The 12,801-nt window shown below is 48.3% G+C and carries 12 protein-coding genes; 6 read left to right on the forward strand and 6 right to left on the reverse strand.

Annotation, left to right across the window (positions count from 1 at the left end; genetic code table 11):
- Window positions 1–31 precede the first annotated feature (31 nt).
- The 4 genes from D3D03_RS09745 to D3D03_RS09760 all read left to right on the forward strand — a co-directional run bounded on the left by D3D03_RS09745 (window position 32) and on the right by D3D03_RS09760 (window position 3,944).
- Window positions 32–361, forward strand: a complete 330-nt coding sequence (locus D3D03_RS09745; RefSeq protein WP_028105438.1) for a hypothetical protein — start codon at window positions 32–34, stop codon at window positions 359–361.
- Window positions 362–387: 26 nt separating this feature from the next.
- A complete protein-coding gene (locus tag D3D03_RS09750) occupies window positions 388–1,581 on the forward strand; it encodes a glutathionylspermidine synthase family protein (protein ID WP_233550681.1) in 1,194 nt (397 codons plus the stop codon).
- A complete protein-coding gene (locus tag D3D03_RS09755; protein ID WP_035414005.1) occupies window positions 1,581–2,216 on the forward strand; it encodes a Rossmann-fold NAD(P)-binding domain-containing protein in 636 nt (211 codons plus the stop codon). Before D3D03_RS09750 ends, D3D03_RS09755 begins: the two co-directional genes overlap by 1 nt.
- A 234-nt stretch (window positions 2,217–2,450) precedes the next feature.
- On the forward strand, window positions 2,451–3,944 hold the full coding sequence (locus tag D3D03_RS09760) for a peptide MFS transporter (RefSeq protein ID WP_026831704.1): 1,494 nt from the start codon (window positions 2,451–2,453) through the stop codon (window positions 3,942–3,944).
- A gap of 52 nt (window positions 3,945–3,996) precedes the next feature.
- On the opposite strand, the gene D3D03_RS09765 is transcribed toward D3D03_RS09760, so the two are convergent.
- Window positions 3,997–5,268, reverse strand: coding sequence for a purine/pyrimidine permease (locus D3D03_RS09765; RefSeq protein WP_026831705.1), 1,272 nt, complete (start codon window positions 5,266–5,268; stop codon window positions 3,997–3,999).
- Window positions 5,269–5,430: 162 nt separating this feature from the next.
- On the opposite strand from D3D03_RS09765, the gene D3D03_RS09770 reads away from it, so the two are divergent.
- A complete protein-coding gene (locus D3D03_RS09770; RefSeq protein ID WP_119923461.1) occupies window positions 5,431–6,126 on the forward strand; it encodes an alpha/beta hydrolase in 696 nt (231 codons plus the stop codon).
- Window positions 6,127–6,215: 89 nt separating this feature from the next.
- Here the strand turns inward: D3D03_RS09770 and D3D03_RS09775 are convergent, their stop codons facing one another.
- The 5 genes from D3D03_RS09775 to D3D03_RS09795 all read right to left on the reverse strand — a co-directional run bounded on the left by D3D03_RS09775 (window position 6,216) and on the right by D3D03_RS09795 (window position 12,229).
- On the reverse strand, window positions 6,216–7,151 hold the full coding sequence (locus tag D3D03_RS09775) for a carbohydrate kinase family protein (RefSeq protein WP_026831707.1): 936 nt from the start codon (window positions 7,149–7,151) through the stop codon (window positions 6,216–6,218).
- On the reverse strand, window positions 7,138–8,019 hold the full coding sequence (locus tag D3D03_RS09780; RefSeq protein ID WP_081775987.1) for a PRD domain-containing protein: 882 nt from the start codon (window positions 8,017–8,019) through the stop codon (window positions 7,138–7,140). The genes D3D03_RS09775 and D3D03_RS09780 overlap by 14 nt, the downstream gene beginning before the upstream one ends.
- Before the next feature lie 78 nt (window positions 8,020–8,097).
- Window positions 8,098–9,510: a sucrose-specific PTS transporter subunit IIBC gene (locus D3D03_RS09785; protein ID WP_026831709.1), complete on the reverse strand. Its 1,413-nt coding sequence runs from the start codon at window positions 9,508–9,510 to the stop codon at window positions 8,098–8,100.
- Between the two features lie 175 nt (window positions 9,511–9,685).
- On the reverse strand, window positions 9,686–10,489 hold the full coding sequence (locus D3D03_RS09790) for an endonuclease/exonuclease/phosphatase family protein (RefSeq protein ID WP_119923462.1): 804 nt from the start codon (window positions 10,487–10,489) through the stop codon (window positions 9,686–9,688).
- 84 nt (window positions 10,490–10,573) lie between these two features.
- Window positions 10,574–12,229, reverse strand: coding sequence for a PTS transporter subunit IIBC (locus D3D03_RS09795; RefSeq protein WP_026831711.1), 1,656 nt, complete (start codon window positions 12,227–12,229; stop codon window positions 10,574–10,576).
- Between the two features lie 251 nt (window positions 12,230–12,480).
- Here D3D03_RS09795 and D3D03_RS09800 point away from each other — a divergent pair, with 251 nt between their 5' ends.
- Window positions 12,481–12,765 carry a helix-turn-helix domain-containing protein gene (locus D3D03_RS09800; RefSeq protein WP_119923463.1) on the forward strand — a complete coding sequence of 95 codons (285 nt, stop codon included), beginning with the start codon at window positions 12,481–12,483 and terminating at the stop codon, window positions 12,763–12,765.
- Window positions 12,766–12,801: the final 36 nt, after the last annotated feature.

Here is a 12,801-nt window from a genome sequence, read left to right on the forward strand (position 1 = left end):
GGTCATGAAAGGGGTATGAGATGTGAGTTGGATGAAACAAGCGACACTTGCAGCCACGTTATTGATCGGGACGACACTCAGTGGGTGCGGAGCGGATGATGCGAGGGCGGAGCGTCCGGATGATCCGGATTGTGACGACTATGAATATGACAATGATGAAGGCGTCTGGTATTGCGATGATGCAAGCTCGACCCATTCCGGTTTCTTTTATTGGGGAGGAAGTTATTTTGCCTCACGTGCCCTGATGCATAGTGCCATGCGAACGAAAGGCTACACGCCGAAATCGAAAGAAGTTAAAAGTTATAACGCCAAGACGAAAGGGTTCGGAACGGGATCTTCGTCCGGTTTCTTCGGCGGATGAACGAGCGTCAGAAACTGTATGGGGACATGGAATCGTTTTGGGATGTACTCGACGGAGAGGTCTATGCGTTGACTGAAGCGATGCCGGTCCCGAAGGAAACGATTGACAACTTACGGACGGCGGCACGGGATGCCTACTCGATTTTTGAGAAGGTCATCCCGATTCTTTGGACGATGGATGATGAAGGGTTGATTGAACTGGGGTTTCCGAAAGTCGCATTGCCCTTTCTCCGCTTACAGACGATGCGCCCCCTGTCGATCATCAGCCGGTTTGATTTCATCGTCAGCAGGGAAAAAATTTCTGTGATGGAATGGAATGCGGATACACCGACGTTCATCAAAGAATCGTTTGAAGTCAACGATCGAATTGCCGAAAAAGTGGGATTGAATTCAATCAACGACGGACAGTCAAAACAGTTGGCCGAGAGTGTACGTCGCGCCGTCGAGGCAGCAGAACACCGGATGAATCAGGTACCGCATGTCGTTTTCACATCGCACGGCGACAACATCGAGGACCGGTGGACGACTGAGTATTTACAACGATTTGTAGCCGGTGCTACATACTGTCCGCTCAATGAACTGGAAATACGGGCAGAAGATGGCTTGTATGACCAACAGGGACGACGCATCGATATTCTGTACCGCCAAACGTTTCCGATTGAAATGGCGTTGCTCGACCGTGATGAAAACGGAAGAGAACTGGGGGTTTTGTTGCTTCAACTCGTCGAGATGGGATTACTCGAAATCATTAATCCGCCGTCCGCTTTCCTGATGCAGGCAAAGTCGGTTTTGGCCTTGATTTGGCTGTTACATGAAACGAGCCACGAGTATCTGACAACAGCGGAACATGACATCATTGAGCGGTATTTTTTGCCGACCTATTTAGAACCGACCGCCTTTTTAGAACGACATCAAGCGTTCGTTGAAAAACCGATTTTTGGGCGAGAAGGGGACACGGTGACGATTCATCAAGGGAATGGAGCAGTCATGTACAGCAATGAACAACGATCCTTTGCCGATCAATCGGCTGTTTACCAACAATACCAACCGTTGCCGACTTGGCAGTTGCAAGACGGAGCGGAAGTCGCTTACATGTTTGGCGTGTTTGTGCTGGGTGGACGCCCAAGTGCCGTCGGTGTCCGGGCAGGTGAACGAATTACCGGCAATCGGTCTTACTTTTTACCAATCGGGCAACACAAAAATCAAGAGGAGGATGGATGATGAAAGCAGCTATTTTAGGGGCGAGCGGATTAGTAGGTCAAGAGCTCGTCGATCAACTACTGGCGCATGAAGACTATCAGGAAGTACACGTGCTTGTCCGTCGTCCGATGAACCGGTTTCATCCGAAACTGGAAGAATGGGTGATTGATTTTGACCGGGTGACGGAAATTGAACTGCCGGAAGTGGATCATGTCTACTGTGCACTCGGAACGACGATTAAACAAGCCGGATCACAAGAAGCTTTCCGGCAGGTGGACTATACGTATCCGATCGAAGTTGGTCGTGAACTCATGGATTTAGGAGCGACGCGATTTGCCTTGATTTCTGCCCTCGGTGCCCATCCGAATGCCAAGACGTTTTACAACCGTGTCAAAGGCGATACGGAAAACGGTTTGCGTGTACTCGGTTACGATGCCTTACTTATTTTCCGACCATCACTGTTGCTCGGGGAACGGGATGAGTTCCGGTTCGGAGAACAGGCAGCGGCGCGTGTCTCGACTGTACTCCGTCCGTTACTAAAACGCAGTACGTTTGCTCCGATTGAAGCGGAGAAGGTCGCCCAGGCGATGATCCATCATACATTACACGCACCACCCGGGGTGACGGTAATCGAATCAAAAGAAATGCAGACTTGAGCGAGCGACTTTTCGTATCGCTCTTTTTTTGTAACAAAATTAATATTTGACTCATCAAATGATTTACGGTTGAATGATATAGTGCTGTCTCATAAACAAAAAAAGAAGTGAGACAATTCAGGCAAAACAGTGTATTTACGTTCAATCGGTTGGTTCACGCTTATCGTTTGGGGAAAGCGGGAAAAAGATTGAACAATGTGCACATATTGAAGGTAGACGAAAGGAGCCGATCATATGGCAGAGTTTGATCGCGATCAGGTCTATAAGACTGTTCCGCAAAAAGGATTCTTCGGGAATCCGAAAGGGTTGTTCACCCTGTTCTTCACCGAGTTTTGGGAACGTTTTTCCTACTATGGAATGCGTGCCATCCTCATCTTCTATATGTACGATTCAGTCGCAAATGGTGGTCTTGGCATCGATAAAACGACGGCAGCGTCCATCATGGCAGTTTACGGATCACTTGTTTATATGTCAGGGATCATCGGAGGATGGGTCGCTGACCGTCTGTTAGGCACCTCACGAACCGTCTTTTATGGTGGGATTCTCATCATGCTGGGGCATATCGTGTTGGCATTGCCGGCAGGGATTACAGCGTTGTTCATCTCGATGGGACTCATCGTCATCGGAACAGGGTTCTTGAAACCAAACGTTTCGAACATCGTCGGTGACCTGTACAGTAAGACCGATAACCGCCGTGATGCGGGTTTCAGTATCTTCTATATGGGAATCAACGCCGGAGCGTTCCTTGCACCGCTCGTCGTTGGTAAAGTATCGGATACTTCCGGCTACCATGCTGGTTTTGCACTGGCGGCAATCGGTATGTTCGTGGGTCTTGTCGTCTTCGTCTTGACGAAGAAAAAGAATCTGGGACAAGCGGGAACGTACGTCTTGAATCCACTGGTCGGAAGTGAACGGAAACGTTTCTTCACAATTGCGACCGTCGTCGTCGTCTTGATTGCGATTTTAGGAACGATTGCAGCAACAACTGGTCTGCTGACAATCAGTCGATTTACATTGATGGTTACGATTTTAGGGATTTTGATCCCAATCGCTTACTTCACCGTCATGTTACGGAGTCCGAAAATCACGGGGGATGAACGTTCACGTTTGATCGCGTATATCCCGTTGTTCATCGCAGCGGCAATCTTTTGGGCCATTCAGGAACAAGGTTCATACGTACTCTCGATTTTTGCAGACGAACGGACCAACCTGTCGTTCCTTGGATTTAAACTGGAACCGGCCTTTTTCCAATCGCTGAACCCACTCTTCATCATCGTGTTGGCACCTGTCTTTGCCAGCTTCTGGGTGAAGCTTGGTGATCGTCAACCGACAACGATGCAAAAGTTCTCGTTTGGTCTGACATTTGCCGGATTATCGTTTATCGTCATGACGTTACCGGGCCTCTTGTTCGGAACAGAGACGACGGTAAGTCCGCTTTGGCTCGCCTTGAGCTTCTTCCTCGTCGTGATCGGGGAGCTGTTCTTGTCACCGGTCGGATTATCGGCAACAACTAAACTGGCGCCTGCTGCCTTCTCGGCACAGACGATGAGTTTATGGTTCTTGACGAATGCGACAGGTCAAGCAGTCAACGCACAAATCGTTAAATACTATACAGCCGATACTGAGATTTTGTACTTCGGAATCACAGGATTCGTCGCCATCGTCTTTGGTGTCATTTTATTCATCTTTGCACCACGACTTCAAAAATACATGCGCGGTGTCCGCTAAGTACCGGAGCGCATAACAAACGCCCTGAGGAAATTTTCCTCAGGGCGTTTGTTTAATCATTTGTCCGAATATGACGCAGCGATTCAGCGAGTAGTGCGACAAGTGTTCCGAGCACAAGACCGTTTGAGATCAGCGTCGTGACGAGTGGCGGCAAGTCAGCCGTCGCACCTTTCGGCAAGAGCAACGAGCCGATCCCGACGAGTAACGGAAGTCCGACCGTAATCATCGCCGTCTGTCGATTCAGTTCCCTAGACGCTTCGGTGACACCGATGATCGCCATACCGGCCACAATCGGGGCGACCATCGCATACCCGACAGCAACGGGAATTTTTGCAATCAGTCCGACGAACGGCGTGACGATGCTGAGGAACAAACAAATGATATTAGCGACCGCAAAGGCTCGACGGTCCGTATTATCCGTTGAAGCGATAAAACCGGCTGTTCCGGAAATCGCGACCGGACCGACCGTTCCGAACATTCCGGCGAAAATTTGCCCGATTCCGGCCGTAACGCCGGCAGTCGCGACTTGTCCTTTGACCTTCTCTCCGCGTTTCGCACTGATGATGCGTTCAATGACTTTGATGTTCGCCAGAACGTTTGTCATCAGTAACAATGAGATGATCAATGCGGTCGGAAGGAGACTCCAGTCGAGATGAATGCCGCCAAACGGCATCAAATCAGGGAAGGTAAAGAACGGACCATCAAACGTCGGCATTTCGGCGCGTCCGATTAAGGCAAACATACTCCAGCCGACGAGTAAGGTAATCAATAACGCATATTGCCGCAATCGGTCACTGCGTTCGAGATAAAGCGAGACGATGACGGTCAAGATGGAGATGATGGCAGGGAGGACTTGAATCTTGCCGTCTTCGATGTTGAGCAACCCTTTCATGACAGACCCTGATAATTGAGCAGACAACAGTAGCATGTACACACCGATGACCTGTGGTGTGAACAGCGGAACGAGTCGACGCAGGACACCGGTCAGGGTAAGAATGATACAGATGATGCCGCTGAGGATCAGGAGGAACCCAAGTGACTGCAGTGTCGTGGAATAACTGCCGTATAATGTGATGCCGATCGACGAGTAGAGGGCGAATACACCCCACCAGATTCCGGCAGGACCTTCCATGATCGGCAGACGGTGACCAAATAAAACTTGAATCAGACTTAAAATCGCAAAAACGAATAAACAACGTGAGAGGAAAGCGAGGGTATCCGCACTTGATAATTCAAATGAGGCAGCAATCGCGAGCGGCGGGGCAATGTTCGTACAAATGATAAATAAAAACCACTGAATCGTAGATACAACAGTACGTGGCAAAACAAATGATTCCCCTTTCGAATAACCGATACTTTTTTTATCTTAAACCAAATATTGAAAAAGAGATAGATACGCTTACATTAACTGAAAATTCAAAACTTAATTTTCATATGTGATGTATCACATTGTAAGGGGTAGAAGAAAGAGAGGGGAGAGATGAAGATGAAGAAATGGATCAAACGAATCGGAATTGGTCTCGCAAGTCTTCTAGCCATCATCATCGTCGTGTTTATGGTGTGGGCACAGTTCGATTATGGACCGACCGCGGAAGCTAAAACGTATCTCGGAGAAAAGGTCGGACAAGGGTATCAGTTTGGGGATCCGAAGAGCGAAACCGGCTTTATTTTTTATCAAGGTGCCAAAGTAGACCCTGCGGCGTACAGTTATATCGGGCAACAACTCGCGGAGAAGGGACATTTCGTCATGATTCCGAAATTGCCGTTTAACATCGCTTTACTCAACGCCAATGAAGGATTATCAATCATAGACGATCATCCGGATGTCAAACGGTGGTACCTGATCGGTCACTCACTGGGAGGGAGCGCAGCATCGACGATTTTAGACGATAGTCCAAAAATCAAAGGCATCATTTTCCTCGCCTCCTATCCGATCGACGCCATTGATACGACTTCATTGACGGTGTACGGTGGTCGTGACGGCGTCCTGCCGGTAAAGGATATTGAAGCAAGTAAAGAGGACGTTCGGTCTGATGCGACATTCCATTTGATTAAGGACGGAAATCATGCTAACTTCGGGATGTATGGAAAACAGAAGGGCGACAATTCAAGTCCGTTGAGCGCAAAAGAACAGCAGGATGAAACGTTGACGGTCATTGAGGCGTTTCTAAAGGGTCAGTAAAAAGTGAAGCAATACAAACAAGGGTGGCAGATTATAATTCTGCCACCCTTGTTGTGTGATGTGGGAAAGTTGCCTGTGTCACGGCAGGGTTAATTTAATCGTCGTGACACTTCGTCAAGCGTTGGCAAGGCAGCCATGGCGCCTTTGACGGATGCCGCCAGTCCACCGGAAATCGCGGCGAACCGACCGATGTCCCGTAATTCCTCTTCACCCCAGTCAAACGAAAACGAGCGGATGGCACACTGATGCAGAAGTCCTGACATGAATGCGTCTCCGGCTCCTGTCGTATCGACGGCATCGACGGAAATCGCCTTGATTTCTGCCATGGAGCGGTCCGAGTAAAGAAGAGAACCTTCAGCCCCGCGTGTCACAGCGAGTAGGCGAATCGGATATTCGGCCAACAGTTCGGCCGCGCCTTCGTCGAGATTCGTCTGTCCCGTCAAAAAGGTCAGCTCTTCTTCGGCCAGCTTAACGATCTGCGCATCCGGTAAAACGGAACGAATCGTTGAACGGGCCGCCTCTAAATCAGACCACAAAGATTCGCGTAAGTTCGGATCGTAGGAAATCGGTACAGCATGTTCTTTCGCAATCTCGATGGCGCGACGTGTCGCCTCGACCGAGTCTCCGGAAATCAATGAAATCGATCCGATATGCAAAAGATCGGCATCTGCGAGTGAGGTGGGAATGTCTTTTTCATGAAAACTCATATCGGCGCGGTAACTGTTGATGAATTCAAATGAGCGTTCACCATCGGCCGAGTTCGTGACGAGAACAAGACCTGTTTTATGCTCCGGATCAAAGACAAGATGGTCCGTTTTGACACCGTAATGATGCAGCGTATCTTTGAGGAAATGGCCCATCGAATCGTCACCGACAGAACCTAAAAAGTAACTGTCTGCACCGAGTCGTGCTAAACCGACCGCAACGTTTGCCGGGGCACCACCCGGATTTTTTTGAAAGGTCAGGTTGTCTGTATCCAGTGGAATCAAATCAATTAATGCTTCTCCAAGACTATAAATTCTCATACGATTTGCTCCTTTCAAAATCAGGACGAATCCGTTCGACGTGAAGGGCCATATAGCCGACTTCCGAAATCGGGACCGTCGTCTGTAATTCCTGTTCGAGCCAAGCCGCCATGTTTTCGGCACAACGGAAGGCGTCGGTATAACGCGTTTGGACGGCAGACAAGATCACATCGTCCATATCGTGTAACGTTTGCCCCTGTTCAATCCGGGCCAAAACCAGTTTCATATGAGTGAAGAATCGATAATAGGTCATCGATGTTGTTTCAATCGTCTGCCCAAAAAAGGCTTCAATTTGCTCACGTAATTCATTTAATAAAGTAGCCGTTTGCAGGGCTGTGGCCATATTCGGATGCTGCTGACGGGCATTGTACAAGTGGAGTGCAATGTTCGCAGCCTCTTCTTTCGGTAAAGAAACAGCCAATTTCTTTTCGATGTGGGCTACGGACCATTCTCCGATCTGATACTCTGCGGTATAGAGCAATCGGATTTCTTCCGCCAATCGATTGTGAACGACTAATTCTTCCCGGGCGAGCCGGACGGCGTGGGCGAGGTGATCAGTCAGACTGACGTGAATGTAGTCATGAAAAGGTGTTTTCAGTTCTCCCTCTGCGTAGGAAATGATCTGCTCCGACAAGTCGATGATATCAAGTGGTGTCGTCGTCAAGATTTCCTTGAACTGTTCTGCATTTTCAAAAGACGGAATAAACATTTTTTCGATTTTGGACGGATCGACGGGATCCTTCTTTTTTTTACCGAAAGCAATGCCTGGTCCCATGATGATTCGTTCTTGACCGTTTTCTTTTGTAACAATCGCATTGTTGTTGAGTACCTTATAGATGATCAGTCTGACTACCTCCTTTCTATTTATATTATACGGCTAATCCTTCAACTAAGAAAACTGACAAATGCGACCCGAAGAGGATTCTCAAGGGGTCGCATCGTTTAGTTAAGCAGCCAAATCTGTCTGTTTTTGTTTCCGTGCGTCAAGACGCATCAGGATGACAGTGGCGACGAAAGCAGTCGCTACGGCAATCGCAAAACCAACCAGATAGTTGATTAAGTTCGAGGCACCGAGTGGAGCGACGATTGCGATCATCGGAATGCCGGTCAATCCATAGGCGTTTGCCGCGACTTGTGTCAAGACGACGTAACCACCGCCAATGGCACCACCGATGGCGCCGCCGATAAATGGTTTACCGAGTCGCAGGTTTACACCGTAGATGACGGGTTCTGTGATACCGAGGAAAGCAGAAAACGCAGAAGGGAGCGCCAGTGCTTTCAGTTTGACGTTTTTCGTCATGAAGTAAACGGCAAGTCCGGCTCCACCTTGCGCGACGTTGGCCATCGACCAGATCGGGAGGAGGAAGTTTTTACCGATGCTCTTATCTGCCAGCAAGCCGGCTTCAATCGCGTGGAAACTGTGGTGCATCCCCGTAATGACGATCGTTGAGTACAGACCACCAAACAATAGTCCGGCAACGACGGAGAACTGTTCGTAGAAGAAGACAAGAATGAATGAAATCCCTTTTCCGAGCAACGTTCCGATTGGACCGATGACGATGAGGGCAAGAAAACCTGTCACAAGAATCGTGACGAATGGTGTGACGAGCAGATCCAGTGTTTCCGGTGTCCGTTTGCGCACTTGTTGTTCAATTTTGGCCATGACCCAAACTGTCAGGAGAACAGGGAAAACCGTTCCTTGATATCCAATCAATTCAATGTTCATCCCAAGGAAGTTCATCACTTCCGGTTCACTGTTTCCGAGTGTCCACGGGTTCAGCAACGACGGGTGCGTCATGATTCCACCGATGACGGCACCGAGGTACGGATTGGCGCCGAACTCGCGTGCTGCTGAGAAACCGATCAAGATCGGTAAGATGATGAAGGCAGAAGACGAGAACATATCCAACAATTGAACGATTGCCGAGTCACCGCTGACCCAACCGAACGCTTTGATCATACCGAGCAGCCCCATCAACAAACCGGCTGCAACGATTGCCGGGATCAGCGGAACGAAGACGTTGGACAGGGAACGTGCGAGACGGGCAAAGGGATTCAGTTTTTGAGAAGCTGCTTTTTTTACATCAAGCGGTTCTTCTCCATCGAGCTTCACACCCGCGAGTGGTGCAAATTCAGCAAAAACTTTGTTAACCGTTCCCGTTCCGAAGATAATTTGGTACTGACCAGAACTTGAGAATGCCCCGCTGACACCATCCAAATCTTCGAGTGCCGCTTGATCGACTTTGGATTCATCGTGTAAAACGAGACGCAGGCGCGTCGCACAATGGGCGGCTGTGATGATGTTTTCTCGACCACCAACCAGTTCAAGGACACGTGCTGCAGTTTGCTTGTAATCCATGTTGAGTTCCTCCTTTAGGAAAGGCGTGCGATGGCAACAGGCCACAAAAAAAGGCAAGACCGAACAACACCTTCACGAACGAGGTGTTGAATCGGTCTTGCCAGCCGTACTGTCACAATCCGCACTATTTACTTGTTGCCCTCATCATAATGAGAAAAGAAAGCGTTGTCAACAGTTAAATCGGTTCTTTTTGAATGGAAATATCCACCTCGACGCCAAAGTGATCGGAGACGACCGGTGCCAGGACACCGTCAAACACGACACCAACACGATCGACATCAATTTTTCGGTTCGATAAGACAAGGTCGAGCCGCAAGCCGTGTTGATTTTCTTCCCAACCGTCAATTTTTCCTTCAACCGTCTCGACACCAACGGTTTGCTGTGCCAACAAAAAGACATCGTGCAGTCCGCGTTGGACCATGTAGTCATAACCCGTCCCGCGTTCTAAGGCATCATTGTTGAAGTCGCCGAGGAACAGTGTCCATTCGAGGGGATCCATCCGTGCAATCAAGTGATTAAACTGTTCACTGAACGGTTCCTCCGCATCTTCCCACCATCCGAGATGACAGGAGTTGAACGTGATGTGTGTTCCATTGACATCAATCGTCGCCCGGACGATTTTCCGGGATTTCCAGTCCATCGTATCCTGACTCCGGCTGATGTAATAGGAATCAGATTTGATGATCGGGTGTTTGGTCAAGAGGGCAAGACCTTCTTCGTAAGCATCATATCCGATATGCGAAAAATCCCAGACGAACGAATAGTCGAGACCTTGTTTACGCAATGCCTGTTGAATCAAGTAGACAAAATTATCTTCACGGATATTGTCATAGAGGATCGGTGTATCCATCAGCTGACTCACTTCCTGTAAAGCGATCACATCATAATCCTGCTGGATGATGTGCGTGACGATTTGATTTAATTTATCAAGTTGTTGTTCTTCCTGCCAAGAGTGGCAATTTAACGTAAGTAGTCGCATCTGCTGTTCCTCCTGATTTTCAATAAAGAAAGGTGAAACTCATGATGAGCTTCACCTTTTCTTATTTACCCTAATTCATTTGGTTTATGCGCCGATTCGATCCTGGATATCCGATTTCAGGACATCCGCTTTTGGACCGTAAATGGCTTGCACGCCATTATTTTTTAGGATAAGACCAAGTGCACCGTTTGACTTCCAATCAGACTCAGGTGCGACCAGGTTTGGATCTTTGACCGTGACGCGTAAACGTGTCATGCAGGCATCGACTTCCTCAATGTTCGCCGGACCACCAAGTAAACCGATGATTTGCGAAGCTTGTGACTGATCGGAAGTTGCAGCCGCTTCTGAAGTCGCTGCGGCACCGTCAGCTACCACTACGTCATCGAGGTAGTTTCCGTTCCGGCCTGGTGTAGCATAGTTGAACTTTTTAATAACGAAACGGAACGTAAAGAAGTTCAAGAAGAAGAAGAAGATACAGACACCGATGAAGCGAATCAAGTCACCGAGAAGTCCTGCTTTGGCGATCAGTGGAATACGCGTCAGCAACTCGATGGCCCCGAACGCATGAATCCGTAAATCCATCACGTCTGCAAGCGCAAACGCGACACCCGTCAAGACGGCATAAACGACGTAAAGAACAGGTGCGATGAACATGAACATGAACTCGATCGGCTCTGTAACACCTGTCAAGAAGACCGCAAGACCAGCAGATAAGAAAACAGGTTTGTAAGCTTTCTTTTTGTCTTCATCAACCGACATATACATCGCAACGGCGACACCGATTAAAGAAGCAAGTGATGTGACGACTTGTCCTTCTTTGAAACGTGCTGGAACAACGCTGTTGATCAAATCATTGTAGCCCTGTGTATTGCCGGCTTGTTTTAAGTTGACGAGATCGGTGATCCAAGCCAACCAGAGTGGATCTTGACCGGCAACGACTGAACCTTGTGCTGCACCGGTGAGAATTTTATACGTTCCGCCGAGTTCCGTATAGTTCATTGGAACCGTCAACATATGGTGAAGACCAAACGGCAGGAGAAGGCGCTCGAGTGTTCCGTAGACGAATGGTGCAAGAATCGGTGCTGTATCACGCGATGTTGCAATCCAGCGTCCGAAGTCATTCAATAATCCTTGAACGAACGGCCAAACGAGTGACAAGACGAATGCGGCGACAACCGATCCACCGATGACGACGAACGGGACAAACCGTTTTCCGTTAAAGAAAGCTAATGCATCTGGTAATTTGCTGAAGTTATAAAATTTATTAAACAGTACGGCTCCAAGGAAACCGGAAATGATACCAACGAAAACACCCATGTTCAGGGCAGGAGCACCGAGAACGGAAGTGAAATAATCTTTCACGACTAAGTCCGAACCTAACAACGAAGTGACGGTTGCTTTTGGGTCCGCGAGCATAGTTGAGTTAACACCGAAGATGGCGCCTGTGACACGGTTGACTAAAATAAAGGCAAGCAAGGCAGCGAATGCTCCGCCGGCCCGTTCTTTCGCCCACGATCCACCGATCGCGACCGCGAATAAGACGTGCAGGTTAGTAATGATGGCCCACCCTAAATCTTCAACGATTCTTGCAATCGTTTGCATTAGGGCGAGATCGCCGCCGTACATTCCGATCAGCTTGCCGATCGAGATCATGATTCCGGCTGCTGGCATGACTGCGATGACTACCATTAACGCTTTACCTAGCTTTTGCCAGAAATCAAATGAAATCTTGTTTTTCATGTGGTCTCACTCCTCTATGTCTCTTTTATCTGTCTGTTTAGTGCAATAATGTAAGCGATTAATGCAACCGTTTGCATTTAAAATTGTAAGCGATAACTTTTTAAAAAGCTAGTCTTTTTTTATGATTTTTTTAAAATTATATTTCATATCCTGAATATCATGAAGGGAAGGGGTGTTGAAAAAGAAAATTCGGGAATAAGTTAACAGGAACAAAAGCGGAGTGTGGTTTGCTTAGAAAAGGAGATTACATTATGAGTGAAACGATAAGTCCTCTCGAAAATTACGGGCAGCGGATTCGTACATTACGTGAGCGGCAAGAGATTAACTTGGAGCAATTGGCTGAACTGACAGAGACGACACCGGAAATGATGGAACGAATTGAGCAGAGTATCGCACACCCGTCATTTTCGATGATTGAACGTTTGGCAAAAACACTTAACGTCCCGTATGACCATTTATTGCGGCATATCTGGCCGGCTCAAATAATCCGGCTTCACGAAGAAGGAGCAAAAATCATTGATTTACCGTCCAGTTGACCGGTTTAAAAAAGCCTCCACTGCCTAAGGCAATGG

Origin of the sequence: Exiguobacterium sp. RIT452 (genome assembly GCF_003598705.1) — a bacterium.
GTDB classification, from domain to species: domain Bacteria; phylum Bacillota; class Bacilli; order Exiguobacteriales; family Exiguobacteriaceae; genus Exiguobacterium_A; species Exiguobacterium_A undae.